Annotated in this window: 2 protein-coding genes (1 of these 2 running past the window's edge); both read left to right on the top strand. The window is 76.0% G+C overall.

All coding sequences use genetic code 11. From position 1 onward, the window contains the following. Positions 1 to 18819 carry an amino acid adenylation domain-containing protein gene (locus ABD324_RS19330; RefSeq protein WP_344418731.1) on the top strand — a complete coding sequence of 6273 codons (18819 nt, stop codon included), beginning with the start codon at positions 1 to 3 and terminating at the stop codon, positions 18817 to 18819. Next, a protein-coding gene (locus ABD324_RS19335) for an amino acid adenylation domain-containing protein (protein ID WP_344418734.1) crosses the window boundary here: on the top strand, positions 18804 to 24864 show its beginning. It continues 8837 nt past the right edge of the window; the window shows 6061 of its 14898 coding nt (coding positions 1-6061); its start codon is at positions 18804 to 18806; its stop codon lies off the right edge, out of view. Before ABD324_RS19330 ends, ABD324_RS19335 begins: the two co-directional genes overlap by 16 nt.

The following is a 24864-nucleotide window of genomic DNA, read 5'->3' on the forward strand; positions in this document are numbered from 1 at the left end:
GTGACCGAGCTGCACCATGCCCGCGACCAGCGCGCCGCCGACCGCAGGCGGGCGCTGTTGCGCCGCAGGCTCGCGGATGCAGGGGCCGGGGCGGGGGGTTCGGACGAGCGGCGCCCGCTGCGGGCGGCCGGGCGCAGCGAGGGCCCGCTCTCGCCCGCCCAGCTGCGGATGTGGTTCCAGCAGCAGCTGGAGCCGGGCAGCACGGCGTTCAACGTCACGCTGCGGATCGAGCTGCGCGGGGCGCTCGACGTCGCGGCTCTCGAGTGGGCCTACACCCAGCTCGTGGCGCGGCACGAGGTGCTGCGTACGACCTACGACCTCGGCGCGGACGGGGCGCCGGTGCAGCGGGTCGGACCCGCCGCACCGGTGCCACTGCCGGTCGTCGAGGCCGGCTCCGAGTCCGAGGTGGACGAGCGGGCGGCAGGCGCCGCGGCGACGCCGTTCGACCTGCGCCGCGATCGCGTGATCAGGCTCGACCTCTACCGCCTCGCCCCGGAGCACCACGTCCTCGTGCAGGTGGTGCACCACATCGCCTGGGACGGGATGACGTGGAGCGCGCTGTCCCGGGATCTCGGGGCGCTCTACCGCTCCCGGGTCGATCCCGCGGCCGCGGCGCCCGAGCCGCATCCCGTGCAGTACCTGGACTTCGCCACCTGGCAGGCGGAGCAGGACGGCTCCGAACGGCTGACCGCGCAGCTCGCGCACTGGCGCCGGGTCCTCGATCCGCTGCCGGAGCCCCTGGCCCTGCCCGTCGACCGGCAGGTCGTGCCGACCTCGCGCGGCGGGCGGTGGGTGCGCGAGTTCGCGCCCGGCTTCGCCGCGCGGGTCGCCGCGTTCGCCCGCGCGCAGTCCGTGACACCGTTCATGGTGGTGCACACCGGTCTCGCGGTGCTGCTGCACCGGCTGACGGGGGCCACGGACGTGCCCGTCGGCTCCGCCGTGATGAACCGCGACCACGCCGACCTGGAACGCCTGGTCGGGGACTTCGGCAACACCCTCGTGCTGCGCGCGGACCTGTCCGGCCGGCCCACCTTCGCCGAGGCGCTGCGCCGCTGCCGGGACCTGGGCCTCGAGGCGTTCGCCCACCAGGACCTGCCCTTCGACCGGCTCGTCTCCGAGCTGCGCGTCGACCGCGGGACCGGCGAGGCGGCGCTGTTCGACGTGCTGCTGGTCTTCCTGACCCAGGACCTCGGCGGCCCGCAGCTCCCCGGCATCGACCTGCGCTGGCGCACGATCCACAACGGCGCCATGCAGTTCCCGCTTTCCTTCGAGACGTTCATGATCGGCGATCGCTTCGAGATCGAGGCCACCTTCAGCGCCGACCTCTTCGACGAGTCCACGGTGGACGCGATGCTGGCCCGCCTCGAGCGGTTGCTGACCGCGGCCGTCGAGGCCCCGGCGACGCCGATCGGCGAGCTCCCGCTGCTGGCCACCGACGAGCGGGACGCACTGCTGCGCGGCGACCTCTCGCCGGTCGCCGTCGCGTCGGCGTCCGTGGCCGAGCTGGTGGAGGCCCAGGTCCGGCGCACCCCGTCGGCCACCGCCGTGGTCGCCGGCGACCGCACCCTGGACTACACCGCGCTCGACGCCCACGCCGAGCGCCTCGCGGACCGGCTCGCCGCCGCGGGCGCCGGGCCCGAGCGGATCGTCGCGCTCGTGCTGCCGCGCTCGCCGGAGCTGGTCGTCGCGATGCTCGCCGTCGCCAAGACCGGCGCCGCGTTCCTGCCCGTCGACCCGGCGTACCCCGAGGCGCGGATCGCCACGATCCTCGCCGACGCGGACCCGGTCGCCCTGGTCACGACCCCCGACGGACCCGAGGGCGCCGGCCGGACCGTGCTCGACGGCACCGTGCTCGACGGCCCTGTGCTCGACGGGACCGGGCCCGGCGGGACCGGGCTCGACGGGACCGGGCAGGGCGGCCCGACCCGAACCCGGGTCCGGCCCGAGCCGGAGAACCCGGCCTACGTCCTGTTCACCTCCGGCTCGACGGGCCGGCCCAAGGCGGTCGTGATGACCGGCCGCGGCCTGGTCAACCTCCTCGAGTGGCACGCCCGCACGGCCGGCGGCAGCGGGCCCGCGCTGCAGTTCACGAGTCCCGGTTTCGACGTGGCGACCCAGGAGGTCTTCGCGACGCTGACCACCGGCGGCTCGCTCGTGGTGCCGGACGAGGAGACCCGCGTCGACCCGGACGCGCTGGTCCGGCTGCTGCGGGAACGGTCGGTCGCCGACGTCTACGCGCCCAACCTGGTGCTGCAGGAGATCGCCCGCGCCGCCGCCGGCGAGCAGCTGCCCGCCCTGCGCCGGATCTTCCAGGCCGGCGAGGCCCTCGTCGTGACCGAGGCGCTCCGCGCCCTGCTGGCCCGGCACCCGGCGGTCACGCTGCACAACCACTACGGCCCCACCGAGACCCACGTCGTCACGTCGCAGCACGTGACGGGGGAGCCGGTGATCGGGCGTCCGGTGTGGAACACCCGCGCCCTCGTGCTCGACGCCGGCCTGCAGCCCGTCCCGGACGGCACTCTCGGCGAGCTCCACATCGGCGGGGCGCAGGTCGCCCGCGGCTATCGGGGACGGCCGGGGCTCACCGCCGAGCGGTTCGTCGCCGATCCGTGCGGGCCGCCCGGATCCCGGCTCTACCGGACCGGTGACCTGGTGCGGCGCCGGGGCGACGGGACGCTCGAGTACCGAGGCCGGGCCGACGACCAGGTCAAGGTCCGCGGGGTGCGGGTCGAGCTCGGCGAGGTCGAGGCGGCCCTGCGGTCGCATCCGGAGGTCGGGGCCGCCGCGGTGGTCCTGCGGGCCGGCACCCTGGTCGGGTACGTGGTGGGTTCGGGCCCGGCGGGTTCGGGCACGGGCACCGTGGACCCGGCGGCGCTCCGGGCCCACGTCGCCGCCCTGCTCCCGGACGCGATGGTGCCCGTGGCCGTCGTCGTCCTGGAGTCGTTGCCGCTCACCACGAACGGCAAGCTCGACCGTCGCGCCCTTCCGGAGCCGGTGCTCTCCCGGGACGAGGACCTCCCGCCGACCGCGCTGGAGACGACGCTGCTCGTCCTGGTGGCCGAGGTCCTGGACGTGCCCGCTCCGGGCGTGCGCGACTCGTTCTTCGCCCTCGGCGGGCACTCCCTGCTGGCGGCGCGGCTCGTCGCCAGGATCCGCACCGAGCTGGGCGCGGATCTGCCGATGCGGGCCGTCTTCGACGCCCCGACGGCCCGCGAGCTCGCCGCGCTCGTCGCCGCTTCCACCCCGGTCGCGCAGCGGCCCGCGCTGGTCGCCGCCGCCCGCCCGGCGGAGATCCCGCTGTCCGCGGCCCAGCAGCGGCTGTGGTTCCTGTGGCGGGTCGATCCCGGCTCGGTGAGCTATCACATGCCGCTGGCGCTGCGGCTGCGCGGCGCGCTCGACGTCGACGCGCTGCGCGCCGCGCTGGCGGACGTCGTGGCCCGGCACGAGAGCCTGCGCACCGTCTTCCCGGAGACCGAGGGGCGTCCCCGCCAGGAGGTCCTCGACCGGGCGGTCCCCGACCTGCCGGTCGCGGACCTGACGTCCGACGCGCTCACGGCCCACGCCGCCCGGCCCTTCACGCTCGACCGGGAGATCCCCCTGCGCGCCCTGCTGTTCCGGGCCGAGGGCGAGCACGTGCTCGCCCTGGTCCTGCACCACATCGCCGGCGACGAGTGGTCCACGGACGTGCTGCTGCGCGACCTCGGCACCGCCTACACGGCCCGCCGCGCGGGCCGGGCTCCGGAGTGGACCGTCCTGCCGGTGCAGTACGCGGACTACACGCTCTGGCAGCGGGCCCTGTCCGCCGACGGGCCGGGCTTCTGGCGCGAGCAGCTGGCCGGGGTGCCGGCGGAGCTCGACCTGCCCCGGGACCGGCCGCGCCCGGCGCGCCCGACCGGGGCCGGCGGTCGGATCCCGTTCACGGTCCCCGCCGGTGTCGCCGAGGGCCTGCGCGCGCTGGCGCTCGCCGAGGGCGCGACCGACGTGATGGTGCTGCACGCGGCCGTCGCGGCGCTCCTGCACGCCCACGGCGCGGGCACCGATGTCCCGCTCGGCACCCCCGTCGGCGGCCGCCCGGAGGCCGCGCTCGACGACGTCGTCGGCTTCTTCGTCAACACCGTCGTGCTGCGCCACGACCTGGGCGGTGATCCCGCGCTGCGCGAGCTCGTGCGCCGGGCCCGCGAGACCGCGCTGGCCGCGTACTCGCACCAGGAGACCCCGTTCGACCGGGTCGTCGACGCGCTGGTCCCGGACCGCTCGGCCGCCCGGAACCCGCTGTTCCAGACCCTGGTGACGTTCGGGCAGGACACCGGCGCCGTCGACGGCTTCGCCGGCCTGACGTGCCGCCGGGAGTGGGTGGAGCTGCCCGCCGCCAAGCTCGATCTCTCGATCGACCTCGTGCAGGAGGGCGGGATCGGGGACGCGGGCGTGCTCACCGGTGCCCTGGAGTACTCCGCGGACCTCTTCGACGCCGGCACCGCGGCCGAGCTGACCGTGCGGCTGCAGCGGATCCTCGCCGTGATGGCGGAGGCGCCGGACACCCGTCTCGGCGCCCTGGACGTGCTCGACGCCGGGGAGCGGGCCGCGCTGGCCGCCGCCGGGACGGGCCCGGTCGTGCACCCCGCCGGCACCGTCGTGGACGTCCTCGACGAGCTGGTCCGCACCCACCCGGACCGCACCGCCCTCGTCGCGGTGGACGGGCGGCTGACCGTCGCCGAGCTGGTCGCCCGCGCGGACCGGCTGGCCGCGCGCCTCGCCGCCCGCGGGGTCGGGCGGGGCTCGCGCGTCGCCGTCGTGCTGCCGCGGACCCTCGACGGCCTCGTGGCGCCGCTCGCGGTGTGGCGTGCGGGCGCGGCCAGCGTCCCCGTCGACCCCGACCATCCCGCGGAGCGCATCGCCCAGCTGCTCGACGAGTCCCGGCCCGAGGTGGTGCTGACCAGCGGGTCCGTCGCGGACCGGGTCGCCGGGCGCGCCGGGGTGCTGCTGGTCGAGGCGGACGGCCCGGTCGGCGGGGTGACCGCGCGGCCGGACCCGCTCGACGCGGTCTACGTGATCTACACGTCCGGTTCCACCGGGCGGCCCAAGGGCGTCGTCGCGACGCACGCCGGGGTGGTGAACCTGCTCGCGGCGCACCGGGCGGATCTCATGGCGGGACCCGGGCCCCGTCGCGTCCTGCACGCGATGTCCCTAGCCTTCGACGGTGCCGTGGACCCGTTGCTCTGGATGCTCGCCGGCCACGAACTGCACCTGCTGCCCGAGCGCCTGATGGGCGACGCCGCCGGGGTCGTCGAGCTCGTGCGTGCGGAGGGGATCGACGTCGTCGACCTCCCGCCGTCGTTCCTGGAGCCGGTGCTCGACGCCGGTCTGTTGACGGGGGAGCGGCGCCCCGGGCACGTCGTCACCGGGTCCGAGGCGGTCGGCTCCGCGTTGTGGGAGGCTCTGGCCAGCGCGCCGGACACTCTGGCGCACAACATGTACGGCCCGACGGAGACCACCGTCGACGCGTTGTCCGCGCGGCTCGCGCCCGGTGTCGCGCCGCACATCGGCACCCCGGTGGGCGGCTCCCACGTCCTGCTCCTCGACGCCGCGCTGCGGCCCGTCCCGATCGGCGTCACCGGCGAGCTGTACGTCGGCGGGGCCGGCGTCGCCCGCGGCTACCTCGACCGTCCCGGCGCCACCGCCGAGCGGTTCGTCGCCGATCCCGGCATGCCGGGGGCGCGGATGTACCGCACCGGCGACCTCGCGCGCTGGACGCGCCGGGGGACCGTCGAGTTCGTCGGCCGCGACGACGACCAGGTCAAGATCCGTGGCCACCGCATCGAGCTCGGCGAGGTCGACGCCGTCGTGGCCGCCGATCCGCGCGTGGCGCAGGTCGCGACGGTCGTGCGCGAGGACCGGCCTGGCCTGCGGACCCTCGTGTCCTATGTGGTCCCCGTGGGAGACGTGGCGGCCGAGGACCTGCGGTCCCGGGCCGCCGCCGCGCTGCCGGAGTACCTCGTGCCGAGTGCGTTCGTGCTGGTCGAGGCGTTCCCCCGGACCCCCCACGGCAAGCTGGACCAGCGCGCCCTGCCCGCGCCCGTGCGGGCGGGGACGGGCCGGGCCCCGTCGACCGCGGCCGAGGAGCTGCTGGCCGGGATCGTGGCCGAGGTCCTCGGGCTCCCGGCGGTCGACGTCGACGAGTCCTTCTTCGCGCTCGGCGGCGACAGCATCGTCTCCATCCAGGTCGTTGCGAAGGCCCGTGCGGCGGGCCTCGTGCTGTCCCCCCGGGACGTGTTCGAACAGCGCACGGTCGCCCGCCTGGCCGAGCTCGCGGCCCGGGCCGTCCCGGGCCTCGCGCCGGCCGATGCCGTCGACCCGATCGGCGAGCTGCCCCCGACGCCGATCGCGGCCGGGGTGCTGGAGCGGGCCGCGCGGTACGGCGGCGGGATCGGCCGCTTCGCCCAGTCCGTGTTCCTCGCGCTGCCCGCCGGCACGGGCCGGGCGACGGTCGAGGCCGCCCTGCAGGCGCTCCTCGACCGCCACGACATGCTGCGGGCGGTCCTGACCGGCTCGCGGCTGCGGGTGCGGGCCGCCGGGTCGGTGCCGGCCGGCGACATCCTGACCTGCGAGGACGGGATCACCCCCGGCACCGCCTACGACCGTGCCGCGGCCCGGCTCGACCCGGCCGAGGGGACCATGATGGCCGCGGTCCTGGTCGACGGCGAGCGGTTGCTGCTCGCCGCGCACCACCTCGTGGTCGACGGCGTGTCCTGGCGGATCCTCACCGAGGACCTCGCCTCCGCCGCGGAACAGGCCGAGCGGGGCGGGCCGGTGACGCTCCCGCCGGTCGGGACCTCCTTCCGCGCCTGGTCGCTCGCCCTCGAGAACCGCGCCGTGCCCGTTGTGGCACAGCCGGTCCCGGTCCTCGGTAGCCGGCTCCCGGACCCGGCCGGGGACCGCGCCGCGGACACCGCGGAGCTGCGGGTCGAGCTCCCGGTGGCGATCACCGAGGCCCTGCTCACCCGGACCGCGGCGGCCTTCCACGGCCGCCCCGACGACGTCCTGCTCGGCGCGCTCGGCCTCGCGGTCGCGCGCGTCACCGGCCGGCCGGACCCGCTGACCGTCGCGGTCGAGGGACACGGTCGGGAGGAGGACGCGGTGCCCGGCGCCGACCTGTCCCGCACCGTCGGCTGGTTCACCACCGAGTCCCACGTCGTCGTCGATCCGTCCGGTGTGGACGCATCGGTGGTCAAGCGCGCCAAGGAGGCACTGCGCCGGATCCCCGACCGCGGGCTGGGCGGCCTGCCCACCGACGCGGTCACCGAGCTGGCCTTCAACTACCTCGGGCGCTTCGCCGCGGGCGAGCAGCGGGCCTGGCAGCAGGCGACGGACGTCCCGCCGACGGGCGGCGCGGACCCGGCGATGCCGGTCGTCGCCACGGTCGCGCTCGATGCCCTCGTGCAGGACGGCCCCGCGGGCCCGGTGCTGCGGGCGACCTGGACCTACGCGACGGGGATCGTCGACGAGGCGCGGGTCGCGGAGCTGGCGGAGTCGTGGATCGAGGCGGTCACCAGGATCGTCGCCGGGGGCGGAGGCGGGCACACGCCGTCGGACTTCCCGCTCGTCACGGCCACGCAGGCGGACGTCGAGCGGTGGGAGGGGGCCCATCCCGGGCTCTCCGACGTCTGGCCGCTGTCACCGCTGCAGGAGGGGCTGCTCTTCCACACACTCCTCTCCGCCGGAGCACCGGACGCTGCTGGGGGACCGGGCGCTGCCGGGACGGACGTCTACCTCGTCCAGACGATGCTGGACCTCACCGGTGACGTCGATCCCGGGCGGATCCGCGCCGGTGCCCAGGCGCTGCTGGACCGGCACCCGGCGCTGCGTGTCGCGTTCGGCACGGACGCCGACGGGGCGCCCGTCCAGGTCGTCACCGACGGCATGCCGGTCGCCTTCACCCATGTCGACGTCGGCACGGACGCCGCGGAGCTCGACCGCCTGGTGGCGCTCGACCGGGCCACCCGGATGGACCCGGCGACCGGCCCGCTGATCCGGTTCGTGCTGCTCACGACCGGTCCGGACCGTGCCCGGCTGCTCGTCTCCGCCCATCACCTGCTCCTCGACGGCTGGTCCACGCCGGTCGTGCTGGGAGACCTCGCGGCCCTCTGCGGTGGCGCCGTGCTGCCTCCGGCGCGCTCGTACCGGGACTTCCTCGCCTGGTTGGCGGGCCGGGACGCGGACACGAGCCTGCGCGCCTGGGTGGGCGCGCTCGACGGGCTGGACGAGCCGACCCTCGTCGCCGGACCGGCCGCGGCCAGGCCCGACGGGCTGCCGGACCGCGTCGAGGGGGCCCTCGGCGCCGTCGCGTGGGAGGCCGTGTCGGCGCTCGCCCGCCGCGAGGGCGTCACCCCGAACACCGTCGTCCAGGTCGCGTGGGGGCTCCTGCTCGCCGAGCTGACCGGCCGCACGGACGTCGCCTTCGGCGCGACCGTCTCCGGGCGCCCGCCGGAGCTGCCCGGCGTCGGGGAGATGGTCGGGATCTTCATCAACACCCTGCCGGTCCGGGTGCGGCTGCGGCCCACCGAGACCGCCCGGGAGCTGCTACGGCGGGTGCAGGCGGAGCAGACCCGCCTGCTCGACCACCAGCGGACCGGGCTCGGCGCGATCCAGCAGGCCGTGGGGATCGACGAGCTCTTCGACACCCTCACCGTGTTCGAGAGCTACCCGGCGAACCCCGCGGAGGACGCCGGACCGGCCGGCGGTCCGTCCATGAAGGACGTCTCGGCGGCGGATGCCACGCACTATCCGCTGACCCTGAGCGCGCGGGTCGGGAGCACCCTCGAGCTGGCCCTCGACCACCTCGGCGACGTTCTCGACGTCCACGGCGGAGCCACCGCGGTCCTGGAGCGGTTGCTCGACACGGTGGCCGGTCTCGCCGCCGAGCCGGACGTCCCCCTCGCCCGCCGTCGTGCGAACCCGGTCGGGGGCGGTACCTCGCCGCTCCGTGGCGACGGGGCCCCGGCCGGGCAGGGGGTGACCGGGGCCGTTGCCGGGGCGAGCGGGACCACCGAGAGCGCGACCTCGACCCCTACCGCTACGCCGGCGACCCCCACTGCCGCGGCGGCGACCCAGGACACCGCGCCCGCGGCGGCCGGTGCAGTCGGAGTCGGCGCGGTCGGAGCTGGTGCGGTCGGAGTCGGTGCAGGCGAGGGCACGGTCCTCGCAGCCTTCAGCGCCGCCGTCGCCGCCCGCCCCGACGAGCCCGCGCTCGTCGCCGCCGACGCGGTCCTGACCTTCGCCGAGCTCGATCTCCGGGCCTGCCGCCTGGCCTCCCACCTGCGCGGACTGGGCGTGGGCCCGGACACCCGGGTCGGGCTGGTCCTGCCCCGAACCTCGGACATGGTCGTCGGGATGCTCGCCGTCTGGGCCGCCGGCGGTACGCACGTCCCCGTCGATCCGGCGCACCCCGCCGAGCGGGTGGCGAGCGTGCTCGCCGACGCCGCGCCGGTCGTCGTCCTGACCCACGGCGCGACCGCCGCCGGCCTGCCGGGCCCCGGTGGGCCGGCCGCCGTGGTCGTGCTCGACGACCCGGACACCGCGGCCACGATCGCCGCTCGCGCCCCGGAGCCGCCGCACGGCCCCGATCCGCACGGCCCCGGTCCGCACGGCCCCGGTCCGCATGGCCCCGATCTGCATGGCCCCGATCCGCGCGGCGCCGCCTACGTCGTCTACACCTCGGGCTCGACCGGCCGGCCCAAGGGGGTGACGATCGAGCACCGCAGCCTCGCGGCGCTGGTCGCGGCGCACCGCGCCGCCGTCATGGAGCCTGCGGCCGAGCTGCTGGGGCGGCCGCTGCAGGTCCTGAACTCGCTGTCGTTCGCCTACGACGGCACCGTCGACCCGCTGGCCTGGATGCTCGCCGGGCACACGATGCACGTCCTGCCGGACGCGCTGATGGGAGACGCCCGCGGCCTCGTCCGGTACGTGCGCGAGCACGACGTGGACTTCGTCGACGTCCCCCCGTCCTTCCTGGACCTCGTGCTGGAGGAGGGTCTGCTCTCCGGGAAGCACCGGCCGGCCGTGGTCGCGACCGGCGCCGAGGCCGTCGGACCCGGGCTGTGGGAGCGGCTCGCCGCGGACGCGCTGGCGCCCTTCAACTTCTACGGCCCGACCGAGTGCACCGTGGACGCGCTGTTCACTCCGATCGAGGCCGGTCGCGCGCCGCACATCGGCCGCCCGGTGGCCGGCACGACCGCCGTCGTGCTCGACGCGTTCCTGCGGACGGTGCCGGCGGGCGCCCCCGGTGAGCTGTACGTGGGCGGCGCCGGCCTGGCGCGCGGCTACCTGGAGCGGCCGGGCCTGACCGCGGAGCGGTTCGTGGCCGGCCCGGGCGGGGCGCGGCTCTACCGCACCGGCGACCTGGCCCGCAGGCTCGCCGACGGCACGGTCGAGTACCTCGGCCGCGCGGACGACCAGGTCAAGATCCGCGGCTTCCGGGTGGAGCTCGGCGAGGTCGAGGCCGCGCTGCGCAGCCATCCCGGTGTGCTGCAGGCGGTCGCGCTCGTCCGGAGTGGACGGCTGATCGGCTACGTCGTCGGAGCTACCGGACCTACCGGAGCCGGCGGTGCCCTCGACGGAACGGCGGTGCGGGAAACCGTCGCCGCGGCACTGCCGGCGCACATGGTGCCGGCCGCCGTCGTCGTCCTCGACGCCCTGCCCATGACGCCCAACGGCAAGGTGGACCGCCGCGCCCTGCCCGAGCCGAGCCGCGAGAGCGGGGGCCGGGCGCCGTCGTCCGGCACCGAGATCGCGCTGGCCGGCCTGTTCTCCCAGGTCCTCGACGTGGAGACGGTAGGGGCGGACGAGTCGTTCTTCGACCTGGGCGGCCACTCGCTCGTGGCGATCCGGCTGGTGTCGCGGATCCGTGCCGCCCTCGGCGCGGACCTGTCGGTGCGGGCCGTGTTCGACCATCCGACCGTCGCCGGGCTCGCCGCGGTCGTCGACGCGGCCGCCCGCGCCCGCAACCCCCTGCGGCCCGTGCCGCGTCCGGAGACCGTGCCGCTGTCGTTCCCGCAGCAGCGGCTGTGGTTCCTCGACCAGATGGAGGGCCCGTCGGCGGCCTACGTGCTGCCCTTCGCGGTCCGGCTCTCCGCAGCCCCCGACGTCGAGGCGCTGCGCGCCGCACTGGCGGACGTGATCGGCCGCCACGAGAGCCTGCGCACGGTCTTCCCGGCCACGGACGGGACGCCGCGCCAGGAGATCCTGACCGACTGGGACGCAACGATCCCCGTCGCCGACACGGACGATCCGGGCCACCACGGCCTCGACGCGGCCCTATTCGACGACGCCCATCACGTCTTCGCCCTGGACCGCGATCTCCCGATCCGGCTGCGGCTGCTGCGCGCCGGCGAGGGCTGGGTGCTCTCCCTGGTGCTGCACCACATCGCGGCGGACGAGTGGTCCGGCGAACGCCTGCTCGCCGACCTGGACACCGCGTACCGGGCCCGGGTCGCCGGGCGTGCCCCGGCCTGGGAGCCGCTGCCGGTCCAGTACGCGGACTACACGCTGTGGCAGCGGGAGCAGCTCGGTTCGGAGGAGGATCCGGCCTCGGTGCTGGCCCGCCAGGTCGGCTACTGGCGCGAGCGGCTGGCCGGGCTGCCCGAGGAGCAGGCGCTGCACACGGACCGCCCGCGCCCGGACACGGCCTCGCACACCGGTTTCACCGTCGAGGTCCGGGTCCCGGCCGCGGTCCGCACCGGGCTGGAGCGGCTCGCCGCCGACACCGGCACGACCCCGTTCATGATCACGCAGGCCGCCGTCGCGCTCTGGCTGCACGCCCACGGGACCGGACCCGATGTCGCCCTGGGCACGCCGGTGGCGGGCCGGACGGACGTCGCGCTCGACGATCTCGTCGGGTTCTTCGTGAACACGCTGGTGCTGCGCACGGACCTGTCCGGGGACCCGACGCTGCGCGAGGTCGTGGGCCGCGCCCGCGACACCGCCCTGGCGGCCTACGCCCATCAGGAGCTGCCCTTCGAGCGGCTCGTCGAGCTGCTGAACCCGCCCCGCTCGGGCGGCCGGCACCCGCTGTTCCAGACGAGTGTGATCCACACCGCGGACGCGGCCTCGGGGATGCGGCTGGGCGACCTGGGGCTCACCGAGGTCCGCACGGCCTGGGACGCGGCGCGGTTCGACCTGAGCGTCGACGCGCTGGAGACCGCGACCGGGCTGACGCTCGCCGTCACCTACAGCGCGGACCTGTTCGACCGCGCGACCGGCGAGGCGATGAGCGCCCGGCTCGCGCAGGTCTTCACCGCGCTGGCGGCCGATCCGGACGTCCGGATCAGCGGCCTCGACGTCCGCGCCGACCCGGAGCGCCTCGCGGCGCCGCCGGTGACGGCGCCGGAGGTCGCGGACCGGACGCTGTGGGAGCTGTTCGCCGCCACGGCCGACGCGCACCCCCGCAGCCGGGCGCTCACCGGGCCGGACGGGGTGTCCCTCACCTACCGCGACCTGCGGCACCGCGCCGAGCAGGTCGCCCGGCGGCTGGTGGTCGCCGGCGTGCGGCCGGGGGAGCGGGTCGCCCTGCTCCTGCCGCGCACGGTCGATCTGGTCGCCGCGGTCCTGGGCGTGACGGCGGCGGGCGCGGCCTACGTCCCGGTCGACCCGGGCTACCCGGCGGAGCGGATAGCGTTCACCCTCGCGGACGCCGCGCCGGCCGCGGTGCTGGTCAGCGAGGAGACCCGGGCCGTCGCGCCGGAGGGCGCGGTCGTCCTCGACGGCAGTGATGTCGATGTGCCGCATCAGGAGCTGCCGGTCGTCGACCCCGGGTCGACGGCGTACGTGATCTACACGTCCGGCTCCACGGGCACCCCGAAGGGCGTCGAGGTGAGCCACCGCAACGTGGTCGCGCTCCTGGCGGGCACCGAGGGCCTGTTCGACTTCACCGCGGACGACGTCTGGACCTTGTTCCACTCCGCGGCGTTCGACTTCTCCGTGTGGGAGATGTGGGCGCCGCTGACCACCGGCGGGCGGGTCGTCGTCGTGGAGCACGACATCACGCGGGACCCGCAGCGCTTCCTCGACCTGCTCGACCGCGAGGGCGTCACCGTCGTCAACCAGACCCCCACCGCGTTCCTCTCCCTCGACGCCGCGGACGCGGCGGGGCCGGGGCGGGCGCCCGACCTGCGCCACGTGATCTTCGGTGGCGAGGCCCTCGATCCGTCCACACTGGCCGGCTGGGAGCGGCGCCGGCCCGAGGCCGTGCCCGTGAACATGTACGGGATCACCGAGACCACGGTGCACGTCACGCACCACGTCGCCGGCTCCGCCGAGCGCGGGAGTCCTGTCGGGGCACCGATTCCGGGCCTCGCCGTGCACCTGCTCGACGACTCGTTGCGCCCGGTGCCGTCCGGGGTCCCCGGGGAGATCTACGTGTCCGGGCCGCAGCTCGCGCAGGGCTACCTCGGCCGGGCGGCCCTGACCGCCACCCGGTTCGTGGCCGGGCCCGGCGGCGGGCGCCGCTACCGTTCGGGTGACCGGGCGCGGCTGCTCGTCGACGGGGGGCTCGACCACCTCGGGCGGGCGGACGAGCAGGTCAAGATCCGCGGGTTCCGCATCGAGCCCGGCGAGATCGCGGCCGTGCTCGGCGAGCACCCCGACGTGGCGCAGGCCGCGGTCGTGGCGGCACCGGACCCGGCGGGGGCGCTGCGCCTCGTCGGGTACGTGGTGCCCCGCACCGGGACGGGTCCGGAGCACGCGGCCCTGCGGGCCTGGGCCGCCGACCGGCTGCCCGCGCACATGGTGCCGGCCGCGCTCGTCTCGCTCGGGGCGCTGCCGATGACGGCGAACGGCAAGCTCGACCGCCGCGCCCTGCCCGAGCCGGCGCCGGAGCGCGGCGCGGGCCGGGCGCCGTCGTCGGCCACCGAGATCGCCCTGGCCGGCCTGTTCGGGCAGGTCCTGGGCGTGGACGGGGTCGCGGTGGACGACTCGTTCTTCGACCTCGGCGGGCACTCGCTCGTCGCCACGCGGCTCGTGTCCCGGATCCGTGCCGAGCTGGGTGCGGACCTGTCCGTCCGGGCGATCTTCGACGCCCCGACGGTCCGGGCGCTCGCCGCCCTCGTCGACACCGCGTCGGGTGGTGCGGGGAGTGCGTTGATCCCGCGCGAACGTCCGGCGGCGGTGCCGCTCTCGTCCGCGCAGCAGCGGCTGTGGTTCCTCGACCAGATGGAGGGCCCGTCCGCGGCCTATGTGCTGCCCTTCGCGATCCGGCTCACCGGCCCGGTCGACGTCGCGGTGCTGCGGGCCGCGGTCGCCGACGTGATCGGCCGCCACGAGAGCCTGCGCACGGCCTTCCCGACGACCGGTGGGGTCCCGCGCCAGGAGGTCCTCCCCGCCGACGTCGTGGAGATCCCGGTGGTCGAGATCGCGGAGGAGGCACTGGAGGCGGAGCTGGTGGCCGCATCCGGGCACCGGTTCGCCCTGGCCACGGACCTGCCGGTCCGGCCGCGCGTGCTCCGGCTGCCCGGCGGCGACGTGGTGCTCTCCCTCGCGCTGCACCACATCGCGGGCGACGAGTGGTCCGGCGAGCGCCTGCTCGCGGACCTCGACCTCGCCTACCGGGCGCGGTCCGCCGGTGCAGAGCCGGGCTGGGCCCCGCTGCCGGTGCAGTACGCGGACTACACGCTCTGGCAGCGGGAGCAGCTGGGCGCCGAAGACGATCCGGGCTCGGTGCTGGCCCGCCAGGTCGCCTACTGGCGCGAGACCCTTGCCGGGCTCCCGGAGGAGGTGCCGCTGCCGGCCGACCACCCGCGGCCGCGGACCGCCTCGCACCGGGGCACGACCGTCGGCCTCACGATCGACGCGGGGACCGCGGCGGGCCTGACCCGGCTGGCCCGGGACACGGGCGCGACGGCCTTCATGCTCACCCAGGCCGCGGTCGCGGTGTGGCTGCAGGCCCATGGCGCGGGCCCGGACGTCCCGCTCGGCACGCCGGTGGCGGGCCGGACGGACGTCGCGCTCGACGATCTCGTCGGGTTCTTCGTGAACACTCTGGTGCTGCGCACGGACCTGTCCGGGGACCCGACGCTGCGCGAGGTCGTGGGCCGCGCCCGGGAGACCGCGCTGGGCGCGTACGCCCATCAGGAGCTGCCCTTCGAGCGGCTCGTCGAGCTCCTCGACCCGCCGCGCGGCATCGACCGCCACCCCCTCTTCCAGACGAGCATCGTGCACCGTTCGGGCGGAACCGAGATCACCTCGCTGGGCGGGCGGCCCGCGCGGCAGCTGCACGCCGAGCTCGACACCGCGAAGTTCGACATCGCCGTCGACCTCGGGCCCGCGGTGGACCTGGGGGAGAACGCCTCCGGTGGTCTGGACGGCGCCGTCACCTTCGCCGCGGACCTGTTCGACCGGCCCACCGCAGAGGCCATGACGGCGCGGCTGGCCGAGGTCCTCGCGGTGCTCGCGGCCGACCCCGACCGGCGGCTCAGCCGCCTGGACCTCCGCACGGCGGCAGAGCGGACGACTGCTCTCGACGGCGGAACGACGGCGGAGCCGACGGCCTCCCTCGACGGGGAGGAGCCGGGGGCGCCCGGCGACGAGGGGACGGTGGGGGAGCGGACGCCGGTCGTCCCCGCGGCGAGTCTCATCGACCTGGTCCGGCAGGTCGCGGCGGACCACCCGGCCCACACCGCCGTGACCGGCCCGGACGGGGGCGCGCTCACGTACGCGGCGCTGTGCGAGAGCGCCGAGCGCCTCGCCCGCGTCCTGCGGTCCCGCGGCGTGCGGACCGGGGACCGGGTCGCGCTCCTGGTGCCCCGCACCGCGGATCTCCTCGTCGCGATCCTCGGGGTGACGGCGGCCGGCGCGGCCTACGTCCCGATCGATCCCGGCTACCCGGCGGAGCGGATCGCGTTCACCCTCGCGGACGCCGCGCCGGCCGCGGTGCTGGTCACCGAGGGCACCCGGGCCGTCGCGCCGGAGGGCGCGGTCGTCCTCGACGGCAGTGATGTCGATGTGCCGCACCAGGAGCTGCCGGTCGTCGACCCGGCGGCCACGGCGTACGTGATCTACACGTCCGGCTCCACGGGTGCCCCGAAGGGCGTCGAGGTGAGCCACCGCAACGTGGTCGCCCTGCTCGCGGGCACCGAGGGCCTGTTCGGCTTCACCGCGGACGACGTGTGGACCTTGTTCCACTCGGCGGCGTTCGACTTCTCCGTGTGGGAGATGTGGGGCCCGCTCACCACGGGCGGGCGGGTGGTCGTCGTCGACCGCGAGGTCACCCGAGATCCCGAGAGCTTCCTGGGGCTGCTCGGCCGCGAGGGCGTCACGGTGCTGAACCAGACCCCCACCGCCTTCGCCGCCCTCGCGGCGGCCGACGCCGACCTCCCCGCCCTGCGGTACGTGATCTTCGGCGGCGAGGCCCTCGATCCGTCCACACTGGAGCGCTGGATCGCCGACCGGCCGGGCACAGCGCTGGTCAACATGTACGGGATCACCGAGACGACGGTGCACGTCACGCACCACGAGGTCGGTGCGGGGGCCGCCGGCAGCCCGATCGGCGACCCGATCCCGGGCCTGCGCGTGCAGGTGCTCGACGACCTGCTGCGACCGGTCCCGCCGGGCGTCCCCGGTGAGATGTACGTGTCGGGCCCGCAGGTCGCGCAGGGCTACCTCGGCCGCCCCGGCCTCACCGCGGCCCGGTTCGTGGCGGGCCCCGGGGGCGGGCGCCGCTACCGCTCCGGTGACCTCGCCCGCCATCGGGCGGACGGGCTCGACTACCTCGGCCGCGCCGACGACCAGGTCAAGATCCGGGGCTTCCGGATCGAGCCCGGCGAGATCGCGGCCGCGCTCGCCGGACATCCCGCGGTCGCGCAGGCGGCGGTGGTCGTCCGTGAGGACGTCCCGGGTGTCCGGCAGCTGGTCGCGTACGTGGTCGGCAGGGCGGGACGGGTCAGCAGGGCCGGAGAGGTCGGCCGGGCCGGGCGGCCCGGGGAGGCCGGAGACGCCCTGCGGTCCTGGGCCGCGGAGCGCCTCCCGGAGCACATGGTGCCGGCCGCGGTGGTGGAGCTGGACCGGCTGCCCCTGACCGCCAACGGCAAGCTCGACCGGCGCGCCCTGCCCGCCCCGGCGCGCGAGAGCGCCGGCCGAGCCGCCGAGACCCCCGTCGAGGAGCGGCTGGCCGCGGTGTTCGCGGAGGTCCTGGGCCTGGGCGAGGTCGGTGCGGACGACTCGTTCTTCGAGCTCGGCGGCGACAGCATCGTCTCCATCCAGCTGGTGGCCCGGGCCCGCGAGCGCGGCATCGCGATCACCCCGCGGGACGTCTTCGAGCGGCGCACGGTCGCGGCGCTCGCCGAGATCGCGGACGTCTCCGCGCTGGTGGAGGCCGAGCCCGCGGACGCCGGGATCGGCGTGGTGCCGCTCACCCCGATCATGCGGACGCTCCTCGAGACCCCGGTCCTGCCGCGGCGCTTCTGCCAGGCCGCGCTGCTGACCGTCCCGGCCGGCACCCGGCGCGAGGACGTGATCGCCGCGGTGCAGACCGTCGCCGACCGGCACGACCTGCTGCGGGCCCGGCTGGTGGGGGAGGCCCTGGAGGTGCCGGAGCCGGGCGCGTCGGTGGCCGGACTGGTCCGCCGGGTCGCCCTCGCCGGTGTCGCGGCGGGCGGGCCGTGGACCGCGCAGCCGGTGTGGGCACAGGTCGAGGCCGAGCTGGAGGCCGCGGCGGACCGGCTCGACCCGGCCGCCGGTGTGATGGCGCAGGTCGTGCTCCTCGACGGCGGCGCCGCGGGGGGCCGCGTGCTGGTGGTCGTGCACCATCTCGTCGTCGACGGGGTGTCGTGGCGGATCCTGGTGCCGGACCTGGTCGCGGCGGCCGCGGGCACGCCCCTCGCGCCGGTCGGCACCTCGTTCCGCACCTGGGCCCGCGGGCTCGCCGCGGCGGACCGCTCGGACGAGCTGCCGTACTGGACCTCGGCGCTCGCCGGGGCCGAGCGACCGTGGGGGCGCAGGGCTCTCGACCCGGTCGTCGACACCGTCGCCACCACCCGGGACGTCGAGGTCCGGGTGCCGGTCGAGGTCACCCGGGCCGTGCTCACCGCGGTGCCGGAGGCGTTCTACGGCAGTGTCGACGACGTCCTGCTCGCCGCGCTCGGCGCCGCCGTCGCGCGCTGGCGGCCCGGCCGCGACTCGGTGCTCGTGGAGCTCGAGGGCCACGGCCGCCAGGAGGAGGCCGTGCCGGGCGCCGAGCTGTCCCGCACGGTCGGCTGGTTCACCGCGACCCACCCGGTCCGGCTGGATCTGTCCGATGTGGACCTCGCGGATGTCTACGCGGGGGGCGCAGAGGCGGGCCTGGTCGTCAAGCGGGTCAAGGAACAGCTGCGCTCCGTCCCGGGCCGCGGCCTGGGGTACGGGCTGCTGAGGCACCTGCGCGGGGAGCTGGGCGGCCTGGCCGCCCCACAGGTCGGCTTCAACTATCTCGGCCGGTTCGGCGGCGGGGAGGCCGAGAGCCGGCAGGTCACGGGCTGGGCGGAGGCGCCCGAGCTCGCGGGCTTCGGCGGCACCACCGATGCGCGGCTGCCGGCGGCGAACGTCCTCGACGTCAACGCCGTCACCGAGGACGGACCGGCCGGCCCGGTGTTGTCGGCGACCTGGACCTACCCGTCCGGCCTCCTCGACGGCGACGACGTCACGGCGCTCGCGGAGCTGTGGGTGGCGGCGCTCGCCGCGCTCGCGGCCCACGTGGCGGGTGGGCACGGCGGCGGCCACACGCCGTCCGACATGGCACTGGTCGACCTCGACCAGTCCGATCTCGACGACCTGGAAGCAGAGTGGGGTACCCAGTGAGCTCCGGCAAGGCAGCGAGCGCGGCGAGTGCACCGGCCCGGAAGTCCCGCATCGAGGAGGTCCTGCCCCTCTCGCCGTTGCAGGAGGGGCTCCTCCACCACGCACTGCGGGCCGCCGAGGACGGCACCGCGGACGTCTACACCGCGCAGCTGGTCCTCGACCTGGACGGCGGACCGGACGGCGGGATCGACGTCGAGCGCCTGCGCCGGGCCGGCCAGGCCCTGCTGGAGCGGCACGCCAACCTGCGCACCGCGTTCACCCACCAGCGGTCCGGCCCGGTGCAGGTCGTCCTGCGCGAGGTCGTGCTGCCGTTCGCCGCCGCGGACGTGTCGGGCGAGGCCGATCCGGAGGCCGCCTGCGCCGCGCTGGTCGGCGCCGCCGGTGCCGAGCCGTTCGATCCCGCCGCCCCGCCCCTGATCCGGCTGCTCGTGGTGCGGCTGTCGGCCACCCGCTCCCGGCTGGCGATCACCAACCACCACATCCTGCTCGACGGCTGGTCGACCCCGCTGCTGGTCGCGGACCTGCTGGCGCTCTACGAGTCCGACGGCGACCCGGCCGGCCTGCCGCGGGTCCGCCCGTTCCGCGACCACCTGGCCTGGCTCGGCCGTCAGGACCGGGACGCCTCCCTGCGGACCTGGGGCGAGGCGCTCGACGGGGTGGAGGCGTGCGTCGTCGCGCCCGGGCACGAGGAGGGCCTTCCCGCCCGCGCCGAGGTCCCGCTGCCTCGGGAGACCGCGGCCGGGCTCGTCCGGCTCGCCGCCGCCACCGGCGTCACCCTCAACACGGTCGTCCAGGTGGCGTGGGCCCTGCTGCTCGGCCACACCACCGGCCGTCGCGACGTCGTGTTCGGGGCGACGGTCTCCGGCCGGCCCCCGCAGGTCCCCGGCGTGGAGTCCATGGTCGGGCTGTTCATCAACACCGTCCCGGTGCGGGTGGACCTCGATCCCGCCGAGACCCTGGAGGCGCTGCTGCGCCGAGTGCAGGCCGAGCAGGTCGCGCTGCTCGACCACCACTACCTCAACCTGGCCGACGTCCAGCGCGCCGCCGGGGGCGGCGAGCTCTTCGACACCCTCGCCGTGTTCGAGTCCTACCCGGTCGACACGAACGCCCTGGACCCGTCGCGGAACGGGCTCACCGTGACCGGCGTGCAGGGCCGCGACGCGACCCACTACCCCCTGACCCTGCTCGCCCACCCCGAGAACGATCTCGAGCTCGGGATCGCGCACCGGGTGCCGCCCACCGTGATCGAGCCGATGCTGGCGCGCTTCGGCCGCATCCTGCACACCCTCGCCGAGACTCCGTCCACACCGGTCGGCGCCCTGCCGGTGCTCGACGGCGAGGAGCGCGCCGCGCTCCTGGACCTCCCGAACCGGACTGCGTCCGGCGAGCCCGCGCGCACCCTCGCGTCGGTGCTGGAACCGGCCGACCCGCAGCGGGTCGCGGTGATCGGTGGCGACGTCCGGCTGACCTACGGCGAGCTGGACGCCCGGGCCAACCGGCTCGCGCGGCTGGTGGCCGCGCGGGGGATCGGGCCCGAGGACGTCGTCGCCGTGGCCCTGCCGCGCACCCCCGACCTCGTCGTCGCGGTGCTGGCCGTGATCCGCGCCGGTGCCGCCTACCTGCCCGTCGACCCGCGCTACCCCGCGGACCGGATCCGGTCGGTCCTCGACCAGGCGTCCCCGGCCGCGATCCTGACCGCCGACGGCGTGGACCTGCCCGACCACGGGACGCCGGTCGTCGGCCTCGACGACGGGGCCGGTCTCTCCCCGCAGCGGCTCACCGACGCGGACCGGGTCCGCGCGCTCGACCCGGCCCATCCCGCATACGTGATCTTCACGTCGGGCTCGACCGGTGTGCCCAAGGGCGTGGTGCTCCCGCAGGCCAACGTCGTGCGGCTGGTCGAGTGGGCCGCCGAGCGGCTCGGCGCCGGCGCACTGGACCACGCGGTGTTCTCGACGTCGCTGAGCTTCGACGTGTCGGTGTTCGAGCTGTTCGCGCCGCTGCGGGCCGGGGGCACCCTCGAGATCGTCGACGACGTCCTCGCCGCCCCGGAGGTCGAGAGCCCGACGCTGGTCTCGGGGGTGCCGACTGCCGTCGAGGCCCTGCTCGCCGGCGCTCCGCTGCACGCGCAGACCGTGGTGCTCGCCGGTGAGGCGACCTCCCGCGAGCTCGTCCGTGCCCTGCAACGGGACGCGGTGGTGCACAACTTCTACGGCCCCACCGAGACCACGGTCTACAGCACCGCCCACCGCACGCGGCCCGGGGACACCGGCCCGGTGCCGATCGGCACGCCCGCCCGCGACACCACCGCGTACGTCCTCGACGCCGCCCTGCGCCCGGTGCCCGAGGGTGTCCCGGGGGAGCTGTACCTCGGCGGGTACCAGCTCGCCCGCGGCTACCTGGGCCGCCCCGGGCTGACCGCGGGCCGGTTCGTGGTGAACCCGTTCGGCGACGGGCGGCTCTACCGCACCGGCGACCTCGTCCGCTGGCATGCCGGCGAGCTGGAGTACCGCGGCCGCACCGACGACCAGGTGAAGGTCCGCGGCTTCCGGATCGAGCTGGGCGAGATCACCGCCGCGCTGCTCGCCTGCGGCGCAACGGGTGCGGCGACGATCGTCCGCACCGACGGCCCGGCAGGCGCCGAGATCGTGTCCTATGTGGTGGGACCGGCGAACGGCGAGGACCTGCGCACACAGCTCGCCGCGCGGCTGCCCTCGCACATGGTTCCCTCCGCGGTCCTGGTCCTCGACGCCCTCCCGACCACGCCGAACGGGAAGCTGGACCGCGGCCGCCTGCCGGCCCCGGAGCGCGCCGGAAACGCCGCGTCCCGGCCGCCGTCGACTCCGCTGGAGGAGACCCTCTGCGGGCTGTTCGGCGAGGTGCTGGGCGTGCCCGTCGGCGTCGACGACTCGTTCTTCGCCCTCGGCGGTCATTCCCTGCTCGCCACGCGGCTGGTGGCGCGGATCCGCAAGGTCCTCGACCTGCGGCTCCCGGTGCGCGAGATCTTCGACGCCCCCACGGTCGCCCGGCTGGCGGCGTCGATCGAGGCCGCTGCGGCTGTGGAGCGCTCGGCGGGCGCGACCCCGGCCTCCCCGGACCCGGCGGAGTCCTTCCCGTCGACCGAACGGCCTCCGCTCGTGCCGCGGGAGCGGCCCGCCGAGCCGCCGCTGTCCTTCGCGCAGCAGCGGCTCTGGTTCCTCTACCGCCTCGAGGGCCCGAGCTCCACCTACTCGATCCCGTCGGCGGCACGGTTCCCGCGCGACACGGACACCGCCGCCCTGGCCGAGGCCGTGCGGGACGTCGTGGCGCGCCACGAGAGCCTCCGGACGCTGTTCCCGGACCGGGACGGCACTCCCTACCAGCGGATCCTCGGCAGCTCCGATCCGGAATGGACGCTCGAGGTCCCCGTCGTCGACATCCCCGCCGAGGACCTGCACACCGCCCTCGCCGCCGACGCGGACGAGCCGTTCCTGCTGGAGAGCGAGCTGCCGGTCCGGGCCCGGATCCTGGTGCTGCCCTCCGGTGAGGCGGTGCTCTCGATCGTCGTCCACCACATCGCCGGCGACGAATGGTCCACCACGCCCCTGCTCGCGGACCTCGGTGCGGCCTACACCGCCCGTGCCGACGGCCGCGCCCCCGCGTGGGCGCCGCTCCCGGTGCAGTACGCGGACTTCGCGCTCTGGCAGCGCGAGGTCCTCGGCACCGAGGAGGACCGGCAGAGCCTGGTCTCGCGCCAGCTCGCGCACTGGCGCACCGCGCTGGACGGGCTGCCCGCCGAGATCCCGGTCCCGCGGGACCGTCCCCGCCCGGCGGTCCCGACCGGCCGCGGGGGCACCGCGCCCTTCACCCTGCCCGCTCCGATCGCGGGCGCGTTGCGGGCGCTCGCCGCGGAGACCGGTGTGAGCCCGTTCATCCTGGCCCAGACCGCGGTCGCCGTCGTGCTGCACAAGCTCGGCGCGGGTACGGACATCCCACTGGGCACGCCGATCGCGGGCCGCACGGACGACGCCCTCGACGGGCTGGTCGGCTTCTTCGTCAACACGCTGGTGCTGCGGACCGACCTGTCGGGCGACCCGACGCTGCGCGAGGTCCTGGGCCGCGCCCGCGAGACCGCCCTGGCGGCCTACGCCCACCAGGACCTCCCGTTCGAGCGGGTCGTGGACGTGGTTCTGTCGAGCAGCGGGGCGCCCGAGCGGGCGTTGAACCGGCAGCCGCTCTTCCAGACCATGGTCACCTACCAGGTCACCGAGGAGGCGGCGGCCGGGTCTCTGGACGCCCGCGCCGTGGCCGTCGAGCTGCGGACCTCGAAGTTCGACATGAGCGTGGACTTCGTCGAGGACCGGGGCGCGATGGGCGGCAGCGTGAACTACGCCCTGGACCTCTTCGAGCCCGAGACCGCCGCCCGGTTCGCGGAGCGCGTGGTGCAGGTCCTCACGGCCTTCGCCGAGCGGCCCGACGCCGCCCTGCGCGCGATCGAGGTGACCACCCCGGCCGAGCGCGCCGAGGTCGTGACCGGCTGGAACGACACCGATCTCGACGTGCCGGCCGAGACGCTGCCCGCACTGTTCGCGGAGTGGGTGCGGTCGACTCCGGACGCCGTGGCCCTGGTGGACGGGTCGACGCGGCTGACCTACCGGGAGCTGGACGCGCGGGCGGCGGGGTTGGCGGCGCGGCTGTCGGCGGCGGGGATCGGGCCGGAGCAGGTCGTCGGGGTGCATCTGGAGCGGTCGGCGGACCTGGTGACGGCGCTGCTGGGGATCCTGAAGGCGGGTGCGGCGTTCGTGCCGGTGGAGCCTTCCTGGCCGGCCGCGCGGATCGCGCAGGTGTGCGAGTCGGCCGGCGCGGCGGCGGTGGTGAGCGCCTCGCCCGAGGCTGCGGGTGCGGCGGCCGTGGTGAGTGCCGCGCCCGAGGTTGTGGGTTCGGCGCCCCTGGTGAGTTCCTCGCCCGTGGCTGCGGGTGAATCGGGGGGCCCGGAGGCCGGGCTGGGTGCAGGGGCCGGTGTGCTGCCGTCGGGGCTGCCCGTCTTCGCTGTGGACGGTCCGGAGGCTCCGGAGTGGATGGATGTGCGGGTGGATCCGGAGGGCCTGGCGTACGTGATGTTCACGTCGGGGTCGACGGGGGTGCCGAAGGGGGCGATGATCCGGCATGCGGCGATCTGTGCGCGGCTGCGGTGGCAGCAGGGTCCGGGGATGCTCGCGTACGGCCCTGGGGATGCGGCGTTGTTCAAGGCGCCGATGGGTTTTGACATCTCGGTGAACGAGATCTTCCTGCCGCTGGCGACCGGTGGTGCCGTCGTCGTGGCGGAGCCGGGCGGGGAGCGGGACGCGGAGTACCTGCTCGATCTCGTGGTGCGCGAGCGCGTCAGCTTCGTCTACGTCGTGTCGTCCATGCTGGACATGTGGTTGCAGATGCCGGCCGTGCACGAGGCGGCGCGGGTGCTGAAGCACGTGTGGTGCGGCGGGGAGGTGCTGACGCCGGAGCTGTTCGACCGTTTCCGGGCGGTGTTCCCGTCGGTGATGTATCACGGGTACGGCCCGGCGGAGGCGACGATCGGTGTGTCGCACCAGTCCTACCGGGGTGAGCAGCGGCGGGACCGGATCACCATCGGGGTGCCCAACCCGAACACCCGCATCCACGTTCTCGACGACGGGCTCCACCCCGTCCCGCCCGGCGTGGTGGGGGAGCTCTACACGGGTGGGCTGCCGCTCGGCCGGGGCTACGTCCACGAGCCCGCCCTGACCGCGGCCCGCTTCGTCGCCGATCCCTTCGCTTCCGAGCGTGCGGGCGCTGGTCGTGATGGCGCTGACGGTGCCGGGTCCTCCGGGGGCGCCCGGCTCTACCGCACGGGCGACCTCGCGCGCTGGACGAGCGACGGGCTCCTGGAGTTCGTGGGCCGCGCGGACTACCAGGTGAAGATCCGCGGGATGCGGGTCGAGCTGGAGGAGATCGAGGCGACCCTCGCCGCGCATCCGGCGGTCCGTCAGGCCGTGGTGACGGTGCGGGGCAACAGCATCCACGCCTACACCGTGACCACGCCCACCCCGC

The sequence above is a fragment of the Pseudonocardia ailaonensis genome (genome assembly GCF_039531635.1).
In the GTDB taxonomy this organism is placed as follows: Bacteria; Actinomycetota; Actinomycetes; order Mycobacteriales; family Pseudonocardiaceae; genus Pseudonocardia; species Pseudonocardia ailaonensis.